Raw genomic sequence first — 19,982 nt, 5'->3', positions numbered from 1 at the left:
CGAAGGATTTCATGACATTTAGATTTTTTTAACTGAATCCCTTATCACGAGTTCTGTTTTTGCGAAAATCTTTTCTGCTTTCTCCTCTTTTCCGAGCACAAGAGAAAGAATTTTTTTCGCCCCGTAAATACTGATTTCTTCAACAGGCCTTTTGACAGTTGTTAACCTTGGAGTTGTGTACTGAGTAAAGCCGATATCGTCAAAACCTGCAACAGATATATCGTCAGGAACCATTAATCCTTTTGCAAATATTGCCTTCATGGCCCCAATGGCCATATCATCATTCGAACTGAAGACTGCAGAAGGCGGTTTATCGAGTTCCAGAAGCTGCTCCATGGCAAGATAGCCGCTTTCCACATCATAATTCCCTTGAACGGAATAGGCTCCTTTTATCGGAATATCCCGTTCAACTAATGCCTTAATATAGCCCTCTTTACGTTTCTGGGTTGACTTAAAGCTTGGCGTCCCTTCAATGATCGCTATATCCCGGTGTCCGCAGTCGAGCAGATAATCCACTGCCTTACGGGCACCGTCTTCATCGTTGCTCAAAATATTAATAACCTGTTCTTCTTCTACTTCCCGGTTAAGAACGACAAGCGGGATTTCCTTTTGCAGAACATGATAGATAAATTGATTATCCTGTACACTTTGGCTCATTAAAATGATGCCGTCGAATCGTTGGCGATTAATACTGGAAAAATCCTTATAATCATCAATTCCTCGGATAAAAAGGTTATAATCCTGATCGATCACGCTGTTAACACCTTTTATCGTATCTGCAAGAAAGCTTGAGGAGGTCCCCTCACTTATGCTCGTTAAGAACAAACCTATTGTATGCGACTTTTGCATGACAAGGCTTTTTGCATTTACATTTGGTGTATATTTCAGCTGCTCTGCAAGCTCAAGGATTTTCCTTTTTGTTGGCTCTTTAATTAAAGGGCTGTTATTAAGAGCCCTTGATACTGTTGTATGCGATACATTGGCCATTTTTGCTATATCTTTTATCGTAACCATCTTTTTGATCTTCCTTTTTCACTGCAAATATTGTATGGATTTATTATATCGTAAATCCTGCAGCTCTCCACCTGAAATTGGCTTACTTCACTGAAAGCTGGCCAGAAGTTTCAGGGATTTCAAAGCCAAAGTATTCCCTGGCGTTGTTATAGGATATACCCTGGACAATTTTACCCAGTAATTCTTTATCTTCAGGAACTTCACCGTTTTCTACCCATTCTCCGATCAGGTTGCAGACAATCCGTCGGAAATATTCATGCCTTGTATAGGAAAGAAAACTTCTGGAGTCAGTCAGCATACCTATAAAGCGGCTAAATAAACCGACATTGGACAGGGCCTTCATTTGATCAAGCATTCCTTCCTTGGTGTCGTTGAACCACCATGCTGTACCAAATTGAATCTTGCCCGGAGTTTTTCCATCCTGGAAGCTATTGATAATGCTGGCAATAATATAATTATCCCCTGGATTTAATGAATAAAGGATGGTCTTTGGCAGCCTGTCTGACTGGTCAAGTGCATCGAGAATCCGTACAAGAGGACGGGCAACCTGGTCATCATTCATAGAATCATATCCAGTATCTGGCCCCAATTTCTTAAACATTCTAGTATTATTATTTCTGTGAGCATTAATATGGAATTGCATCGCCCATCCAAGTTCACCATAAAGCTTTCCTAAGTGAATAAGGGTATAGGTCTTGAATTTCCTTTCATCCTCGAGTGATACATTTTCACCGGATAAGCATGCGGCAAAAATTCCAGAGACTTCCTCCAGTGTTGCATCCTCGTACACCATAGAGTCCAATGCATGGTCAGACACCCTGCCATCGTTGTCGTGGAAAAAGCGGACTCTGCTTTCGAGCGCCTTTAAGTATTCTTCATAGCTCTTAATGTTTATATCGGAAGCTTCCTCCAGCTTCCCTACCCAGTCAAGAAATCCTTCACGGTTAATTTCGAGCCCTTTGTCCGGACGGAACCCAGGAACCACACTAACAGGGAAATCCTTTTCTTCCTTTAACAGTTGATGGTATTCCAGACTGTCTACTGGATCATCAGTCGTACAAATCACTTTAACATTAGACTTTACGATTAATTCCCTGACACGGAATTCATCACCATTCAGCTGAGCATTAACCTTCTCCCAAATCTGCGGAGCACTTTCCTCATTGAGAATGTCATAAATTCCGAAAAAGCGCTGGAGCTCCAAATGTGTCCAGTTGTACAGAGGGTTGCCAATAGTCATTGGAACTGTCCGGGCCCAAGCCATAAATTTCTCATAATCACTACCACTGCCGGTTACAAACTCCTCAGAGATTCCATTTGCTCTCATCGCTCTCCACTTATAATGGTCACCATAAAGCCAGGCATCGGTTATATTTTTAAACTTCTTATTTTCATAGATTTCCTTCGGACTCAAATGGCAATGGTAATCGATGATAGGCATATCCTTTGCATAATCATGGTACAAACTGACAGCGGTTTCATTTTTCAATAAAAAATTATTACCCATAAAAGTAGCCATGTTTCCACACCATCCTGTTATTATTTTTTGTGAACGTTAACAATGTTCTTGTTATTAGTCTAACAAATCAGAAATTACCTGTAAACAAAAATGTTAACGTTAACATTTTTAAAGCTGCACAACCAAATTCAGTTAGCTTTCCTTAGATCACTGGATTCGTCTCGGCTTAGATACGCACTCAGCTTTCTTGTGGTAGATCCTGCTCCTATTGGTGTAGATTAGGGACTAACTTTTTGTAGATTAGAGCTCTCCTTTCGTAGAATAGAGTTTGGTTTCTGCAGAACAGAGCTAGTAATGTAGATTAATACTTAATTTTTGTAGAACCAGCTTCAATTTTTGTAGATTAGAGCTTTCTTTTTGTAGAGAAAAGCCTGGTTTTTGTAGAACAGAGCTAGTATTGTAGAATAAAACTTCATTATTGTAGAACCAGCTCCCGCTTGTGTAGAATAGAGTTTGATTTTTGTAGATTAGGAATTATTTTTTGTAGAATGTAAAAAGCGCAGTCGGTTTAAAACAAAAAAACACGTATCCCAAGACGCGAATCCGTCCTGAAAACGTGTTTTTTAAACTTTTAAAATTAATGACTAGAAGAATTAATAATTTGAAGATTTTCGTATATGCTGCCAGGCTGGAACATATCACCGTCATTTATGTTCACATTCTCCATCGTAATATTCCTTACGTATTGGAAATACAAAGCTTTATCAGCATGCACTGTGACGTTCTTCAATACTAGACCATCAACAGGTCTTTCTTGAAGTCCTTGGAAGAAGGAGGCTTCTTGGGCACCCTCACAAGTGATATTTTCAATTGTTATATTTTTAATTGAAGGTGTTGTTTCATCAATTACCCCTGTGTAAGGAAGCGGAACTCCATTAGATGTATAGTTGGAATTAATATTGAAAGCATCGCCTTCAATATCCTTCATCATGATATTGTCAAATGTAAGGTTTTCAATAATACCACCACGTCCGCGAAGGGTTTTCATACGAATGCCTATGTCGGTTCCGTCAAAGATGTCGTCTCTAGCTACAACGTTTCTAACGTCACCGGACATTTCACTGCCGATTGTTACGCCGCCGTGTCCATGTCTCATAATGTTGTTTCTGATTTCGATGTTTTGACTTGGTTTTCCAATTTGGCGACCTTCAGCATCTTTACCAGATTTAATCGCGATAGCGTCATCACCAACATCAAATGTAGAACCAAAAATCTTTAACCCGTCAACAGAGTCTGGGTCAACTCCATCAGTATTTGGTGCATCAACTGGGCTAGCAGGGTTTTTAACGTTTACACTATCAATGACCACATCATTACTGTATAAAGGCTGGATTGTCCAGGATGGTGAATTCGTAATCTTTAGGCCCTGAAGGAGAACATTTTCAGAATTCATGAATTGAACCAATCTTGGCCGGGCAATTTGAGTGGCCGGATCGGTTGCTTTTGGATTATCCCACCATAGTCCCATGTTAAAGTATACAGTTGTACTTCCGCTTGTGTCAGGATCATACTTTCCATTGTTATAGTCGTATGTTCCAGCTAAGTTCACCTTTTTATAAGGATAACCAAATTCATCGATTCCGTTCGATTTCTCTGCTTTGATAGGACCAGCATTTCCATCGACCGTTCCTTCACCAATGACTTTAAGATTTTTAGCACCTTGGGATTGAATCAAGCTTTGATAAGAGCTGAATGTAGTACCTTCCCAACGGTCTTTGATAATTGGATAGTCAGCTTTGTCGCGGCTTCCAAGGAGGGTTGCATCCTTTTCAATCTCGAATGTCATATTGCTTTTTAAACTTAGAGGAGCGGAATAATATGTACCAGCAGGAAGTACAACAAGACTGTTTGGACTTTCAGCTGCCGCATTAATGGCTGCTTGAATGGCCGCGGTATCTTTTGTTACACCGTCACCTTTTGCTCCAAAATCCCTAACATCAAATACTTTACCTATTACATCCGTTCTTACATTAACATGTGCGCTTTCGTTAGAATGGTTTCCTGCAGCATCTCTTGCCACAACTTTAAAACTGTACATTCTATTGGGTTTTAAGTCATTTACGGTGAAGTTTGTCATGGCAACACCATATTCATTTGGTGTTGAGCTTCCAACTAACTTACCATCCGCAAAGATGTCATAGGCGGCTACGCCAGTGTTATCAGCAGACTTATCCCAAATAAGGCTGATAGATTTATATGTTGTCGCATAGGCATTAAGATGAATAGGAGCTGTCGGGGCCTTTTTATCGACCGAAACTTGTTGTGAAGAAGCTGCTGCTGTGGATGTAGATGCATATGGCAAGAATGTAGAGCAACCTAGAGCAAGACTTAGTGCTGCAATCGAATAAACTTTTTTCTTTAATTTCATAAAATGTCCTCCTAATTTTAGGTTACTTAATTTAGTACAATATTAGAATTTATATTATTCCACAGCACCCTTCCTTTATCGGATTGTTAACGTTAACATTTTTGCATTCGATTATTAATCAATAAAATTTTTTTATCTCATCAAATTAATGTAAACGTTAACATTTTTTCTAACTTTTATTTTACTCTATATTTCTTTAGCTTCAATATAAATTTTCGATTATTTCGAAAAACGAGACTTTAAGACTATTATCTATAAAATACTTGCGGATTTATAATGGTTAGAATCAGAAATTCATATCCTCACCTGGTTCCAACCTCACAGTGTTTTAGCCCATTTTTTCAGTTAAACATTTCGGAATATCACTTCAAACAAACATTTTTTTGAACGGAGAAAAGAACCAATTACTAGAACTTATTACATTTACCGATTGTAAGTTAACAATCATATTAAATTGGATTTTGTTATCTTTTCTGCCGTGTTATAGGAAGATTAGGAGGGAATGGAGCTGCTAGTAGCTTAAGCAGCAGCTCCACAAAATAATTATTATCTTATTTTAAATTTATTAATCTTATTAGTCGACTTTGGTGAATTTGACATAGTCTAGGACAATAGAACCTGCATTAGTTGCAACAAATCTAATAGGGTAGGTCCCTGGTGCGGGAAATGTTACCTGACCGAGATCGATAGGAACAAACACATTTGCGGTTGTACCATTTTGGTTCACTGGAGAACCTTTTGCCTCACCATTCACATACGCCTGAACGGAAGCCCTTCCATATGTTTGTGTCTTATATTGATAAGAAATATTATAGTTGCCCGCTGAAGGAACATAAACGTTTAGTTCGATCCACTCTCCTGCCGGTACCGAATTTGTTTGCAGATAAGAAATTCCATTGGTCGAGGAGGTTGATACCGTAATACTTGGGATGCTTCTTGTAATGGAATTTACCTGTGATTCCCCTTCAATTTGAATGACAGAAGGAACAACAATGCTATATGTTTTCGTTGAGGTCCCATCTTGAGCAGTAACAACAAGTTTATCCCCTGTCTGCAACATTCCTGAAGTCCTTTCTGCACCTGCCGAGTCCGTGACAGCATAAGTTTGTGTCGTACCATCCGTTGACTCTAATTGACTCACAATATCGGCCACCGTTGTTCCCAAAGCAGCAGAAATAGAACCAGAGTTTTTATCAAAATCGGATAAATTCGGGTGACCGGACTGTTTCAATTGAATCAATGTATTGTGCGGATCCTGGACTATTGCTGGATAAGCCTCACTGCCTGTCACCGTCACATTGTTCAAATTATCGAGGAACGTAAGCTGGTTGCCCCATGTATTGTTATAGAAGGAAGAATTCTTGATCGTAACATTGCTGGAATTCTTAAGCTGAACGACACTTGGGTTGTTGTTCCCTTTGACCATTGTCATAGTGTCAAGAGTAGCATTTTTAACATCATCTAGTACAACAGCATACCTGTCGTCATTTGTTTCAAAATTGGCAGTAACATTTTTAAACTTAATTCCATCCACATGTCTTACCCAGAAGCCATAGGATGGCTGTACCCCAAAGTCACCAATATTGTATTTCCCAACGCCTAACTCGGGTGGGCTGACTTTTGAATCCGCAAAACTATTTCCGCCTTTTACTAATAGACTGACATTTTCAAAGTTCACATTCTCGATGTAGCCGATGCTGCGTCCATCCGGCAAAACCGGGCCGTCCTGACCTTCTTGATAGCCAGCAATGATTGGGGTTGCTTTAGATTGAGTTGTATAAGATGCCCATCTCTTAGAAGGATCCTGCCAAGCACTTCCGCCATAAACCTGTTCAATATTAACATCTTTAATGTAAATATTTCTTACATGACCGATATTTACATTTGAACTTAATAGCTCATCACGCTGAATACCATTTTCCACCCATTTCATTCGTGTAGCTTGACCCCCGATAATGCGGCCGCGGTTGGAAATCGAAATAAAGAAAGGTGCCCTTGTGCGTCTCATTTCAGACTGTTGGTAGACTGGTCCTGTCTTTCCTGAATTCAAGTATATGTTTTCAACTGTACCTCCATCATTCGTGGAAATTGAGAAGCCTGCTTTATTTCCTCCGAGAACATAAATATTATCTACATAGGCGTTTGTAATATCATCTGCAGTTTCACTGCCGATTTGGAATAAATTACAGTTAGTATCGCCAATCACATTACGGATATAAAAACCTGACGCTGGTCTTGTAAACCCTAGAGCGCTATCACTCCCCGGTTTTTCAATATCATCAGATGTTCCTGTTACATAAATATTTTTCGAGTGAACATCGCTCGATTCCATATAGTCAAAAATATCCCGCGCCTGATCACCTTTTTTCGCAGACTGGTAAAAGTCATGAGTGTTTATATGATCGGTACCTGATGAAAGTAAGGCAAAGTGTCCTGGATTGTCTACTTGGAGCATATTACTCAGATCAGTTTGCTTTGATCCGTCACTATTCATATAATAGGGCCTGTCAGTGGTCGGGGAATTTGTCTCCTGATATGCCAGGTCTTTCCCGTTATCCAAACCACCAAACTCAAAATTTGTGCTTAACTTGATGGATACCATCTTGTCGGCACGGTGATCCGGTGTATTATTCATGACGCCGTCGCCACTTACTAGATTTCCATTTCCAGTAATTCTTCCATTTCCGATAATCTTAACATTATCGATTCTCTCCCCATAAAACATACTGTTCTGCCAATATTGATGGCCAACATCCTGCTTCGTCATATAATTCTCAGGATCATCGTATGGGCCGTGGTCCGTTGCAGATGTACCTGAGCGATACCCTCTATCAGAGAAATAAGTGGTCTCAGGAGCATCTTGACCTCTTAGAGCAGAAATGGTCGCATCTTGATTGACATACAAGTATACATTGCTCTTTAAATGAACGGTTCTTACGTTGAACGTGCCGTCTTGGAACAACAGCGTCCCGCCGCCTATTGAATTCAAATAGGTAACGGCATTATTAATGGCATCCGTATCATCTGTTACTCCATCGCCTTTTGCACCTATTAGCTTGGCATCGAATTTTCCTGTATAAATTTTAGCAATGTTCGAATCACCATGATTATCGCCGCCATCTACAGCAAGCTTAAACCAATACTCTTTATTAGGAGTAAGGTTTGAGACTTCTACTTCACCGCTATCCGGGCTAATTGCAGAATTACTCCTGGTCCATGTAGCTCCCTTATCTGTCGATTCCATCAACTTGATTGAATGAGCATTTTTTACCGCGCTCCATGTGAATTTTGCTTTTGTATAAGTGTCACTTGTTTCCTTATAAGTAAGACTCTTGTCTAGTAATCTGGAAAAATCGCTAATTGTTTTTACTACATTTAAAGTAGTTGAACAGGTTGGACTTGTTAGTACTTCCGGCTCAGATGTAATGTAGGAAGCAACAAATTGATAATTTCCCTGGTTTAAGGAAACACCATTAAAGGTGATTTGAAGATCGGCACCATCATCGGGTCTTAAATCAAGCCCTTTAAATGTTATGGTTTGGCTGCCATCCTCTTGGTTATCGATTGTAACCGTACCGACCTTTTGGAATCGGTAGCCTGCACCCACTCGGCCGACAGACTGTGTTGCTAGCCCTGATAGCTTAACTTCCCCTCTGCCGATGATATTTACGGTTGTGTTATCCATTGTTGCATTTACGCCCTTTGGAACCTGAATGACTACCGCTGTATTTGGACTTCTCATTCCCGCAAAGAAATTCACGACAACATCAGACTTGGTTCTTGCAGTAATTTTGCTATTTAATAGCTCCATATTACCCCTGACTGCGGCTTTCACGAAATTGATCTGATAATCGTGAGAATCATTTCCGGAACTCACGGTAAAAATATCTCCTTGTACGAGAGTATCGGTTGTTCCTTTTACCGCTCCATCTGCACCTTTCACTGTATAGGTTTGGGAAGCTGAAGTTTGAGAAGTAATTTCATCCAATAACTCCTGCACTGTTTTAATTGTCAATGTTGTAACGCCTGCACCCGCAGGGGTGTCTACTGTATATCGATAGGTGGTTCCAGTGGCAATATTAATCGAATTTGCTGTTATACCAGCTATATTTACACCCTGTTGGGAAGATCTAATCGCTAACTTGGCAGGTACACCAGGTATGTCGGATTCTTTAAAGCCTTGGCTGCCTACTGCATTGATGACATTGCTTTTAATTCCCTGGTAATCGTAATTGGGCTGACTAACAATGCTTTGAACGTATTGGCTCTCACCGTTATATTTGCCGGCGGCTGCAGCTGTGGAAAGACCTGTACCTAAAAAAGCTGTTTCAATTGAAAACAGCATTCCGGAAACAACAACCATAGTAGAGAGGACATTTTTAATATTGTTTGCCATCATAATACTCCTCCTCGTTTTTTTGAATCGTTAGTAATGCTCCTAAAGTCTAAATTTTTTTCTGCATAATTTACTTCACCGTCCCTTTCAAAAATGTTAACGTGTGCATTTTACAATAAGAAAATGTAAACGTTAACATTTTTCTTTCTTTAACATTCTACAAACTATTCAAGTTAATTTCAACACTTTTCTGAAAAATACAAAAAGTGAGTCGTTATCTTAATCCCTTCAAGCTATCCTCTTGTTTTTTAGCTATTCGTAGGATTTTATTTAGTTAATAATCAGGAGATTTTTACCAATATAAAAAGTCTGTAACTGCTTAGGTTCATAAATGTTTAGCTTTTAAAAAAACGGGTACTTTTCGCCAACTTCCAAAAAGATGGAAATCTGGTGATCCAAATGAAATATTCAAAGAAACAGATCAAACAAATCAGTGAGGGCAAGCCATCGGAAATCGCCGAGTTTATTACCATGCTGGTGAAACACATCGAAAAACTCGAAAAACGTGTAGAAGAACTTGAAAGACAAGTAGGATCCAATAGTTCTAACAGTAATAAACCACCTTCCAGTGACGGCTTGCGAAAGCCAAATAGCCTTCGGGTTCCTAGGGGAAAGAATGGTGCCCCTTAAGGACATGAGAGGCGTACATCTCGGATGGAGTTGATCGCTTCCTTACCGCGTTTCAAAAGAACATTATACAAAGTCCAATATTCATTGGAAACGGTGTACAGTCATTGAAGTTGCCCTTCAATTCTCAGGCCGGTTTCTTGGCATGGACCACTTTGCTTTCAAGCAGATTGTGCCTGATCACTTTTTCGATCGGTTCCAGTTGGGATGACAGCCTACCGAGATGGGATAGGAGGGTTGCTTCGCTTGGAAGGTGCCAGTTTAGGTCCTCAAATAATTGGCAGATTCGTTCAAGGGGAAGATGTTGTTATGTATGTAGATAAGCACACCAGACATTCCAACTTTCGCCATACTGAACAGGCGCCTTCACATTTTCCGGAAAGGCACCATGATGGATTTTCTTACAGTTTGGACAACATTTTGAAGCTGCCCTATGCTCTGTGAATATCAAACTCGGAGTGGGCAGCTCAACAATTTGTCTTCTCTTGTAGCCTTCTGCGGGGACACGAATTGCCTGGTTATAAAGGAACCGTTGTCCACGATTTCTGGAAAACCTATTTCAATGACAAATACCCTTCTACACATGCTCTTTGCGGGGTACACAAAGCACGAATGGGCTTCGAAGATGCAGTCCCTATTAAGAGACGCATTAAAAGAGAAGAAAAAGTCCCTGGAATCGAATATTCCGGTTTCCTCAGAGACTATTCAGGCCTGGAAGCCAGATACGATGAAATACTAAGCCAGGGAGCTAGGGAATGGCTGCCGCCACTCGGTTCTGATGAACAGGTAAAAAGGGACGAAAAGCCAAAAATAAAGCGGCCAATCTGGCAGAGAGATTCATCCTTCACAAAGCCATATCCTTCGGTTTCTTAGGGATATCCGTGTACCATTTGATAACAGTCAGGCGGAACGCGACATTCGGATGGTGAAAGTAAAAGAAAAAGTGTCTGGTTCCTTTCGTACGCAAAACCGAGCTGAACAAATTGCGGGCATCCGAGGGTTTATTTCCACCGCTCTAAAGCAAGGCAGGAGTCTGATTGATTCCATCGTGTTAGTCTATCGAGGTCAGTTTTCTTTTAACTGACCTAAGTAGTTACCCAAAAACAAAAACAAGCTGCCTTGCTTAAATTCGGCAGCTTGATAAAAAAACATATTCACTTTTTCACTTTAATTTTCAAATCATATCCAAGGGTACCTTTCTTGTCGGCTTCGGAAACACCCTATCAAGTCTATTCAGGTCTTCTTTGGTTAATTCAATCGTTGCTGCCTCCGCATTTGCCAATACATGCGCTTCTTGAACAGCTTTTGGAATAGCAATACAATTGCTTGAACGGATTGTCCAGGCGAGCGCGATTTGTAAGGGCTGTACATTGTATTTTTCGGCAATTTCATTAATGGTTGGATCGGTTAATAAATTTCTTCTTAAAGATCCTCCTTGAGCAAGAGGGCTATATGCCATGATCGGCATGTTATGAGCTTGCTGCCATGGTAAAAGATCATAATCAATACCCCTGGAACCTAGATGATATAATACTTGATTGGTCATACATTTTTTTCCGTTAGGGGCATTCCACAACTCTTCCATATCATTGGTGTCAAAATTGGAGACTCCCCATCTTACTATTTTTCCATTCCTACGCAGCTTTTCCATACCTTCAATCGTTTCTGCTAGTGGAACACGGCCTCTCCAGTGCAAAAGATATAAATCCAGATGATCTGTTCCCATTCTTCTTAAACTGTTTTCACACGCTTTCTCAATCATATCTAAACCTGCATGATGAGGATACACCTTCGATACTAAAAAGACCTCATTTCTGCGTCCTTTGATGGCTTCGCCTACTACACGTTCAGAATCGCCATTTCCGTACATTTCAGCCGTATCTATAAGCGTCATGCCTAATTCTATTCCAAGCTGTAAAGCTTTAATTTCCATTTCTTTCATCTTAGGATTCTCTCCCATGTACCATGTTCCCTGTCCTGTACAAGGCAGTGAAGTTCCATCACGCAGTGTTACCACGCGGTTTTTAAGGGCATTCCTAATTTCTGTTATTTTCTTATCATCCTGAAAACTCATTCATAGTCAACCCTTTCTACTATTACTGGGGCGCACGAATTTTGCTGGAGTGTTGATTTCTTAGAAAAAAAGCATATATCCTGGTATATTGAACGAAAGGGTAAAAACAGATACAGATTCACTTAGAATCTATCATCGATACAAAAAGGTGGCAATACTCTCTCAGTATTGTCACCTGTAAGGTTCTGGCTGTTTTATTCCGTGTTTACAAAATTTGATTATACCAAATGAGCTCCGCCATCGATAAGAACGGCTGTGCCAGTTGTAAATCCATTTTTCGCTAAGTATACATAGGATTCAGCTATGTCCTCAGGCTGAGCAATCCGTCCAACAGGCAGCTGCTGTGCAATTCCGCTGAACATTCCCTGGCGCTGTTCATCTGGCATTCCGGCATAGATTGGAGTGTCAACAATACCTGGTGAGACTACGTTTACCCTGATAGGAGCCAGGTCTATTGCAAGTCCCCGAACCAAACCATCAATAGCTGAGTTTATAGCCGCCAAAGTAGTCGCTCCTTGAGGAGGACGGACGCCATATACGCCAGAGGTTAAGGTGATGGAGCTCTCATCTTTTAAATACGGTAGTGCGGCAAGGACGGTAATATATTGGCCCCAGAACTTACTGTCAAAAGCCTCTTTCGCACTTGCCACAGGCAACTCGCTAAAGTGCCCCATAGCACCTTCTCCTGCTGTAACCACAAGGTGATCAAATGCCCCCACCTTGCTGAAAAATTCTTTTACCTTTTCCTCACTGCGAAAATCGATTTCGTAACCTTCTACATTTCCCCCAAGCACTTGTTTCGCTTCGGATAACTTTGATTCAGAACGGCTGGCGATTACCACTTGAGCTGATTCATTTAAAAATGCTTTGGCAGTAGCTAATCCAATGCCGGATGTTCCGCCTAAAACAACCACGCGTTTTCCTTGTAGTGTCATAATAAAGACCTCCCTTTAATCCTTGTTAGTTTAGCCATTTTATTGGCTATAATTCATTATTTTCCTAGCTTAGAAATGTGGTCGTTCCCTTACTGCAATAAATTTCATGTAATCTACTGTGTAGTAAATATTACTTCTGATTTTAAAATTTAGCACGTAAACTGCTTGGATTATTGTTTTTGCATTAACTTTTAAGTAAATCAGCTTGCTTATTCTAATAAAATAATGCCCCTATACAGGAGCATATATTATGAAGCCATTTTTCTCGTCATTGGCTTTCCTTGATTTCAAGTAAGCGGTTTAAGAAAATTGCAGCTGAATTTATTAAAAGGATAGCCATAGTCACCGCACGCAGAAAATGCGTGTATTTTCGAGGAGTCAGCCTATTTTTGCTCACAGTTTTTTCATTTTGCAAAAATCTTTATTAAAATACCCTTTTATATAAAAGAAAAATGCCCCTACGGACCCTTAATGAACTCAATTTATATTAATCTTCTTATCGGCGCTCCTGAAAGAAAAGCCTTTATATCTTCTAAAGCATGCTGATAGAACGTCGAGTAATTCCTTTGTGTAACGTATCCTAAATGCGGCGTAGCAAGCACATTCTGCAGATTCCTCATTTCTTCCTCAAATGGCAATGGTTCTTTTTCAAACACATCGAGTCCTGCACCTGCGATCCAGTTGTTGCGGAGGGCTTCATACAGGGCATTGTTATCGACAATAGCGGCCCGTGAGGTATTGATTAAATAGGCAGACGATTTCATTTTTTTAAATTCATCTTTACCTATTAGTCCCCTTGTCCGGTCACTAAGAACCAGATGAATGGAAACGAAATCGCTTGTTTCCAGCAGCTCCTCTTTTGATGCTGCCAATTGAACACCCAGCTCATCGGTTTGAGAATTGGTTAAGTTCTGACTCCATGCCAAAACATCCATCCCAAAAGCCTGACCGACACGCGCCATCCGGCTGCCGGTTTTCCCCAGCCCCAACAGACCCAGCGTTTTCCCATAAAGGTCTGTCCCAACCGAGCTTTGCCAGGGTCCATTGTTTCGAATCGCCTGATGTTCAGGAACGATATTCCGGGCAAGCCCCAGGATTAATGCCCATGTCAACTCGACAGGAGGCTCGGAATTACTTGCCGTTCCACAAACAATCACTCCCAGTTCCGAAGCAGCATTTAGATCAATCGATGAGTTTCTCATTCCAGTCGTAATCAGCAATTTCAATTTCGGTAAACGTTCCAGTACCTCCGCAGGAAATGCAGTCCGTTCCCGCATGATTACAAGTATTTCATAATCCTTGATTTTATTGACAAGGTCATCCTCATTTCCAAAATGCTGAGTAAATGTGCTTATCTTCACTTTGTCTGAAATGGAGGACCAGTCCGCCATAGACATTGCAACATTCTGATAATCATCTAGTATTGCACAACGAAGTATCAAGTTAGTATGCCTCCTTTTTTCGCCCGAATTTATTATTTTCAAACCGAACGGCTGTAAAAACACCAAACTACTAACAGTATGTAATAAGCAGATAATTTTGACAATACTCTCTTTTTACCTCATTCAGCTAAAATCCTATTTAAAGCCATCTCATATATCATGCAATCATTCTTTGAAAATAAGACCATGACGACTTCCCCGAACTGCCGCTCTTTTAAAAAGTTAGCAATCGTCCTCATGGCTATAACCGCTGCTTGTTGCATTGGGAAACGATAAACTCCTGTTGAGATGGACGGAAAAGAAATACTTGTTAACCCCTTTTTCGCTGCCAGCTGCAAGGAGTGTTGATAGCACCTGGACAAAAGTTCTTCTTCATTATTTGAACCTCCATTCCATATAAGTCCGACTGTATCAATAACAAACTTAGCAGTAAGATGATATCCTTTCGTCATGGACGCCTCTCCAGTTGGCAAGTATTTGCCGTTTAAAACCTCATTGCGAACTTGTTTACATTCTTCTAGTAATTCACCTCCAGCTGCCCGGTGAATCGCTCCATCCACCCCGCCTCCTCCTAAAAGCGTTCCATTGGCTGCATTTACAATCGCATCTGTTGTTTGTTTCGTAATATCGTAGATTCTCAGTTCCAAACTATTGCCCTGAATCTCTACCTTCATTTTTTTCTACCGCCTTTCCACTCCTTTTATACCCAACAATTAAAACAAAAAAGCTGATTCACGTAACCAACGTAAATCAACTTTTTTCTCTTACTCTAACTCTCTATCTAAAAATGCGGTATGAAGTCTCAAACTTAGTTACGTTAACTATGATGTGGTCGATTGAGAATCTGTAACGTATACAAGAACAAGAATTGAATGATTAGAAGGAACGTACAGTTTGATCCTATATCTATTTCACATTTACACTAAAATTTTTTTAGGTGTCCGGTCGTTTTGCGAATATTGAGCTCAGGTTGAAGTACAATCTGCCTTGGCCGATTGAAAGTTCCGTCTTGTTCAATCATTTCAAACAAATTATCAGCTGCTATCTCGCCCATCTTAAATTTAGAGTTACCTACAGTTGTCAATTGAATCGCATGGTGAGAGGCCATACTTACGTTATCCATCCCTGCAAGACTGATGTCTTCCGGAATCCGCAATCCCATCGAAAGTATGGCATCCATACAAGAAAATGCTATTGCACTAGAACCACATATAATGGCTGTCGGCCGCTCAGCGAGGTGCATTAATTTCAATGTGGTCTTTTCTATTTCCTGCGGCTTTGTATCAATAATTTGAAGCATTCCTGGCTGAACATCCAGACCTGCTTCTTTCATGACTCGCTCAAACCCGATTTTTCGTTCATGATGAGTAGAAACATGAATATCTCCCGAGATATATGCGATTCTTTTATGTCCGAGATCTAAGATATGGCGGGTAATCATTTCACCAGCTAAGATATTATCCAAGACCACATAGTTACCGCCTTGTGCGGGTCGTCTGTTGAAAAGCATGTAGGGAATTCCGGATTTTTCTATTTCACTAAATATAGGGTCATCAAGTTTAATAGATGACATTAATAAGCCTTCTAACTTGTGCCCTCTTATTGAATCGACTACATCTCGTAGAGGCATTGCCTCTTCAAAGTAAACCATAGTCTTATAGCCCCGGCTGGTTGCCATATTTATAATTGAAGTTGTAGTTTCGACGTAGAATCCGTTGTAAAGTGTTCCTGTTATGAGAGCAATAGTGTTTGTACTGTTTGTGACTAAACTGCGCGCTATTAAATTGGGTTGATAACTGAGCTCTTGCATAGCATGCAATACAATATTCCGTGTCTTAGGCTTTACGCTGTCGGGTTTGTTGAGCACCCGAGAAACAGTAGATTGGGACACCCCTGCAATTTTAGCAACATCTTTGGATGACACCATTAATTTTACCTACCCCTTGCCATCAATTGTCATTTATTAACTAATTTTACTAATTAGTGTTGCATTATTCAACAAGAATTTATGAACTTATTCCAACAAAACCGCTCATTTTATGAGCGGTTTATCCCCTTGTTATATATGATTATAGGAATCTTGTTTCGAACCCAATGGAATATTTTTTATCGAGAGCTCCCTCTGAACTTCTGTAACTGGAACCTCTCTTGGTAATACGTTGTTCTGCACTGCATAAGCGGCTGCTATAGCGGCTGCCTCGCCTGTGGCAGCACATGCAGGAACATTTCGGGTGGAACCAAAAGCTATTTCGTCTACAGAAATGCATCTTCCCGCAACAAGAAGACCATCAACGTGTTTTGGAATCAAGCAGCGAAATGGAATTCCATATCCCTTTCCAACGTTCTCCATAATTGCTTTTTCTCCGCCTGGTTCATGCACATCGATAGGACTATTTATCAGACCAATCGCATCTTCAAATCTGGCTTCACTTCTAATATCGTTTTCTGTCAATATATATTCGCCAACTATTCTGCGTGTTTCTCTTATACCCAATTTTGGAGCCACTTCAAGGAAGATAGAATTTTCAAAGCCTTTAACATATTTCTTGAGAAAATCAAATGCGCTATAAGCCTGTTTCTTAATTTCAATTTCAGCATGGCTCAGTGTTCGCTCGTCTAAACCGTTTCCATGGAATCGGGTAACATTAATACTTAACTCCCCAGGAATAAGGCCTCCTTTAAATGTCATATGATTTTTAGGAATTATCCATTCGAAGCCTTCTTTTTTCGCCCGCTCGATACGGTTCGTTAAACCAGTGGCGAAAAAGACCATCGCATAATCTTCGTTTGTTGCTCCCTCTTTTTCGGGAACTACAAGCTCCCACATATCATCTTCGTTTTCTTTAAAGTCTTTGGCGACTGCAGGAATGTCGACGTTTAACACTCTAAAGTAGGAAGTAATCGGTTGAGTAAGTCCATCCTGTTGGCGGCCTAGCATGAATTCTGCCCCGGCCAATTCAGCAACATCTCCATCCCCCGATGCGTCAATTACAACTGAAGCTAAAATAAGTTTTACCCCAGATTTTGTTTGGATGTGAATTCCTTTCAACTGATTACCTTCGCGCAATATATCTGTAACCTGTGCGTGGAGGAGTACCTCTACTCCGGATTCCTCAACTGCTTCGATAATTACCCGCTGCATTACTTCTGCATCAAATACTCCTGTATAGGTTCCCCAGTACGAACTCCTGATTTGATCGTCTGCTCCTTTATATTTTGCCGCACGATCAATAAGTTCTTTAAATACACCTCCATTTACCAAACCTGTTGGTTTAGTTAGTCGCCCACCCGTTACAAGCCCTCCTAAAACTCCGCTTCCTTCTACAAGTAAGGTTTTAACACCTTTACGTGCAGCTTGGATAGAGGCTACAATTCCTGTGACGCCTGCACCAACTACGACAACATCATATTTACCGAAAAGTTCCATTAAAAAACACTCCTTATTGAACTAAATTTATCTACAAAACGGATTCTATGAATACGTATTCATTTTATTGAATTTTTGGACTTCAAAATCTTACAGTCCAACTTTCTTATAAAATTCTAAAGCCTTATATTTTGAGGTAGGGAGGATTAAATCTCCACATCGTTTGCAAGATATGACCGTTTTTTCTTTATACCACTAAATATACTTAATATAATGATGAGCAATGTTATCATGATGAGAACTGAGGAGATTGGCCTTGTGAAAAAGATAAAAAACCCGTCCTGAGAGATTGTTAACGATTGTAAAAAAGACGATTCGATAGATTTTCCCAAAACAAATGTTAATACAATAGGCGCCAAGGGAAAGTCCAGCTTTTTCAGAAAATAACCCAGAACTCCAAATACTATCATGGTTCCAACATCCCAAAGACTGTTGTTTACACTATACGCTCCCACCATCGACAGAATTAGTATAAGGGGAAACAATAGCTTATAGGGAATTAATGCTATCTTTGCCCAAACTCCAGCTAAAGGAAGATTCATAACCAGTAGGAGGAGATTTCCTATAAACATGCTTGCAATAACAGCCCAAACAAAATTTGCATTGTCTTGGAAAAGAGCAGGTCCTGGTGTTAAACCATGCATAATAAATGCACCCAGAAGCACAGCAACTGTAGGAGAACTCGGTAAGCCCAAAGTGAACAAAGGAATGAGTGCCGCACCACTGTATGCGTTGTTTGCTGTTTCAGGACCTGCCACTCCTTCTATTGCTCCTTTTCCAAACCGGGAAGGGTTCTTAGCGAACTTCTTTTCAGCTGAGTAGGAAACAAGTGATGCGATGACTGCATTGGCTCCTGGAATCAGGCCTAAGAAAAAACCTATACCGGTCCCTCTCGCAATCGACTTCAAAGCCGGTCCCCATTCATCCTTTTTAGGCAGTAATCCTTTAATTTTCGGTATCTTTTCAGAATCAGAACGGTTTTCGGCTCCCATTAATATTTCAGATACACCAAACAAACCCATAGCGATAATAACAAAATCAAATCCATTCATTAATTCCAATTGATGAAATGAAAAACGTACCGTACCAGAAACTGGATCCATTCCAACCATAGATAAAATCAAGCCGATAACCGCAGCTATTAACCCTTTAAGCAGTGATTGACCCATCAATCCAAGCAACATCATTAATCCAAGAAGCATTAAGGCAAAAAACTCAGGCGGCCCAAATTTTAAAGCGAAATTTGCAAGGGGCGGACCTATAAAAGCTAGTCCGATAATTGCAAATGTCCCTCCGATAAATGAACCTATCGCAGCTATTCCCAGGGCCGTTCCAGCCCTACCTTGCTTTGCCATTTGGTGTCCATCAATACAAGTAATAACAGACGCTGCTTCACCTGGTGTATTTATTAATACAGATGTTACGGTTCCGCCATACATGGCCCCATAAAAAATACCTGAAAGCATTATTATTGCGGAAACTGGTTCTAACCCAAAAGTAATCGGGAGCAAGATAGCCGTTCCTGCTGTCGGGCCCAATCCCGGCATTACCCCAACCAACATACCGATGGATACTCCAATTAAACAATAAAGCAGGTTCCACCAAGTGAGGGCTGTTTCAAATCCATTCAATAATTGTATCAGCGAATTCATTTTCTCCCTCCTTTTTGTTAAAATCCAAAATAGTTGACTGGTAAAGGAACGCTCAAAAGTCCATTAAATACCCAAAACATTAATGCCGTTACTCCTATTGAAATCATTGCATTTGAATACCATTTATATTCTCCTGAAAGAAGGATAAACAAAAATATGAACCCAGCTATAGTAAAGCCTACAAATGGAATAAGCAGAGTAAATCCTACTAATGCTGAAAGTATTTTTAAGAGTTTCCTCAGGTCATTCCCTTTGGGCAAAAGTCGAGGAAGCTTCCCGCCCTCTTTTTTGATGGATTTAACAATATGCATGATAGAAAGGAGAATCAAAATTCCGCTTAACCATAGAGGAAACATTCCGGGACCAGGTCCCAAATTGCTGGAATAACTATAAAAAAAGGATTGAATTAAAATTAATACTCCAAAAAGCAAAATGATAACACCGGCCCAAGTTTGTGCATTTAGATTTCTCATATCTGCCACCTTTTCTAACCTTAGATATCTAAAGAGCAGTATAATTCTTTAAACT

Annotated in this window: 16 protein-coding genes and 1 pseudogene; 4 read left to right on the top strand and 13 right to left on the bottom strand. The window is 40.2% G+C overall.

Features of this window, described 5'->3' with window-relative positions; translation table 11 throughout:
• Positions 1 to 18 precede the first annotated feature (18 nt).
• The 4 genes from G8761_RS12355 to G8761_RS12340 all read right to left on the bottom strand — a co-directional run bounded on the left by G8761_RS12355 (position 19) and on the right by G8761_RS12340 (position 9,300).
• Entirely contained in the window at positions 19 to 1,023 is a 1,005-nt protein-coding gene (locus tag G8761_RS12355) for a LacI family DNA-binding transcriptional regulator (protein ID WP_338000953.1), read from the bottom strand.
• 73 nt (positions 1,024 to 1,096) lie between these two features.
• A complete protein-coding gene (gene uxaC, locus G8761_RS12350) occupies positions 1,097 to 2,533 on the bottom strand; it encodes a glucuronate isomerase (protein ID WP_166027060.1) in 1,437 nt (478 codons plus the stop codon).
• 577 nt (positions 2,534 to 3,110) lie between these two features.
• On the bottom strand, positions 3,111 to 4,901 hold the full coding sequence (locus G8761_RS12345; protein WP_166027058.1) for a glycosyl hydrolase family 28 protein: 1,791 nt from the start codon (positions 4,899 to 4,901) through the stop codon (positions 3,111 to 3,113).
• Between the two features lie 574 nt (positions 4,902 to 5,475).
• Positions 5,476 to 9,300: a carbohydrate-binding domain-containing protein gene (locus G8761_RS12340; RefSeq protein ID WP_166027056.1), complete on the bottom strand. Its 3,825-nt coding sequence runs from the start codon at positions 9,298 to 9,300 to the stop codon at positions 5,476 to 5,478.
• A 396-nt stretch (positions 9,301 to 9,696) separates the two neighbouring features.
• Here G8761_RS12340 and G8761_RS12335 point away from each other — a divergent pair, with 396 nt between their 5' ends.
• Positions 9,697 to 9,927, top strand: a complete 231-nt coding sequence (locus G8761_RS12335; protein WP_166026883.1) for a DUF6444 domain-containing protein — start codon at positions 9,697 to 9,699, stop codon at positions 9,925 to 9,927.
• A 124-nt stretch (positions 9,928 to 10,051) separates the two neighbouring features.
• Here G8761_RS12335 and G8761_RS28085 read toward each other — a convergent pair whose 3' ends face one another.
• Positions 10,052 to 10,210, bottom strand: coding sequence for a hypothetical protein (locus G8761_RS28085; RefSeq protein WP_166027271.1), 159 nt, complete (start codon positions 10,208 to 10,210; stop codon positions 10,052 to 10,054).
• Here G8761_RS28085 and G8761_RS12325 point away from each other — a divergent pair.
• The 3 genes and pseudogenes from G8761_RS12325 to G8761_RS28080 form a co-directional block, all read left to right on the top strand.
• On the top strand, positions 10,171 to 10,368 hold the full coding sequence (locus tag G8761_RS12325; protein ID WP_166027054.1) for a hypothetical protein: 198 nt from the start codon (positions 10,171 to 10,173) through the stop codon (positions 10,366 to 10,368). The genes G8761_RS28085 and G8761_RS12325 overlap by 40 nt on opposite strands.
• A gap of 66 nt (positions 10,369 to 10,434) precedes the next feature.
• Entirely contained in the window at positions 10,435 to 10,797 is a 363-nt protein-coding gene (locus G8761_RS12320) for a hypothetical protein (protein WP_166027052.1), read from the top strand.
• Positions 10,781 to 10,886, top strand: a pseudogene (locus G8761_RS28080) (IS66 family transposase); the annotation flags it as partial. The gene G8761_RS12320 and the pseudogene G8761_RS28080, both read left to right, overlap by 17 nt.
• 212 nt (positions 10,887 to 11,098) lie before the next feature.
• On the opposite strand, the gene G8761_RS12310 reads toward G8761_RS28080, so the two are convergent.
• The 8 genes from G8761_RS12310 to G8761_RS12275 form a co-directional block, all read right to left on the bottom strand.
• A complete protein-coding gene (locus G8761_RS12310) occupies positions 11,099 to 11,998 on the bottom strand; it encodes an aldo/keto reductase (RefSeq protein ID WP_166027050.1) in 900 nt (299 codons plus the stop codon).
• Positions 11,999 to 12,216: 218 nt separating this feature from the next.
• Positions 12,217 to 12,933, bottom strand: a complete 717-nt coding sequence (locus G8761_RS12305) for an SDR family oxidoreductase (protein WP_166027048.1) — start codon at positions 12,931 to 12,933, stop codon at positions 12,217 to 12,219.
• Between the two features lie 482 nt (positions 12,934 to 13,415).
• Positions 13,416 to 14,375 (bottom strand): D-2-hydroxyacid dehydrogenase family protein, encoded by a 960-nt coding sequence (locus G8761_RS12300; RefSeq protein WP_166027046.1) that lies wholly within the window; start codon positions 14,373 to 14,375, stop codon positions 13,416 to 13,418.
• A gap of 119 nt (positions 14,376 to 14,494) precedes the next feature.
• Positions 14,495 to 15,049 carry an O-acetyl-ADP-ribose deacetylase gene (locus G8761_RS12295; protein ID WP_166027044.1) on the bottom strand — a complete coding sequence of 185 codons (555 nt, stop codon included), beginning with the start codon at positions 15,047 to 15,049 and terminating at the stop codon, positions 14,495 to 14,497.
• Between the two features lie 248 nt (positions 15,050 to 15,297).
• Positions 15,298 to 16,302: a LacI family DNA-binding transcriptional regulator gene (locus tag G8761_RS12290; RefSeq protein ID WP_166027042.1), complete on the bottom strand. Its 1,005-nt coding sequence runs from the start codon at positions 16,300 to 16,302 to the stop codon at positions 15,298 to 15,300.
• Between the two features lie 132 nt (positions 16,303 to 16,434).
• Positions 16,435 to 17,802, bottom strand: a complete 1,368-nt coding sequence (locus G8761_RS12285; RefSeq protein ID WP_166027040.1) for an FAD-dependent oxidoreductase — start codon at positions 17,800 to 17,802, stop codon at positions 16,435 to 16,437.
• 146 nt (positions 17,803 to 17,948) lie between these two features.
• Complete coding sequence (locus G8761_RS12280; protein ID WP_166027038.1) at positions 17,949 to 19,454, bottom strand: tripartite tricarboxylate transporter permease; 1,506 nt, start codon at positions 19,452 to 19,454, stop codon at positions 17,949 to 17,951.
• A gap of 17 nt (positions 19,455 to 19,471) precedes the next feature.
• Positions 19,472 to 19,927: a tripartite tricarboxylate transporter TctB family protein gene (locus G8761_RS12275; protein WP_166027036.1), complete on the bottom strand. Its 456-nt coding sequence runs from the start codon at positions 19,925 to 19,927 to the stop codon at positions 19,472 to 19,474.
• Positions 19,928 to 19,982: the final 55 nt, after the last annotated feature.

The sequence above is a fragment of the Neobacillus terrae genome, from assembly GCF_011393025.1.
In the GTDB taxonomy this organism is placed as follows: domain Bacteria; phylum Bacillota; class Bacilli; order Bacillales; family Cytobacillaceae; genus Neobacillus_A; species Neobacillus_A terrae.
Note: the sequence above shows the minus strand (reverse complement) of the source record. Positions and strands in the feature narration are given on the sequence as shown.

Coding starts and splice junctions, on each gene's coding strand:
- G8761_RS12285 (WP_166027040.1), bottom strand. CDS start 17,802: ATGGAACTTTTCGGTAAATATGATGTTGTCGTAGTTGGTGCAGGCGTC.
- G8761_RS12290 (WP_166027042.1), bottom strand. CDS start 16,302: ATGGTGTCATCCAAAGATGTTGCTAAAATTGCAGGGGTGTCCCAATCT.
- G8761_RS12275 (WP_166027036.1), bottom strand. CDS start 19,927: ATGAGAAATCTAAATGCACAAACTTGGGCCGGTGTTATCATTTTGCTT.
- G8761_RS12280 (WP_166027038.1), bottom strand. CDS start 19,454: ATGAATTCGCTGATACAATTATTGAATGGATTTGAAACAGCCCTCACT.
- G8761_RS12335 (WP_166026883.1), top strand. CDS start 9,697: ATGAAATATTCAAAGAAACAGATCAAACAAATCAGTGAGGGCAAGCCA.
- G8761_RS12305 (WP_166027048.1), bottom strand. CDS start 12,933: ATGACACTACAAGGAAAACGCGTGGTTGTTTTAGGCGGAACATCCGGC.
- G8761_RS12340 (WP_166027056.1), bottom strand. CDS start 9,300: ATGATGGCAAACAATATTAAAAATGTCCTCTCTACTATGGTTGTTGTT.
- G8761_RS12345 (WP_166027058.1), bottom strand. CDS start 4,901: ATGAAATTAAAGAAAAAAGTTTATTCGATTGCAGCACTAAGTCTTGCT.
- G8761_RS12310 (WP_166027050.1), bottom strand. CDS start 11,998: ATGAGTTTTCAGGATGATAAGAAAATAACAGAAATTAGGAATGCCCTT.
- uxaC (WP_166027060.1), bottom strand. CDS start 2,533: ATGGCTACTTTTATGGGTAATAATTTTTTATTGAAAAATGAAACCGCT.
- G8761_RS12295 (WP_166027044.1), bottom strand. CDS start 15,049: ATGAAGGTAGAGATTCAGGGCAATAGTTTGGAACTGAGAATCTACGAT.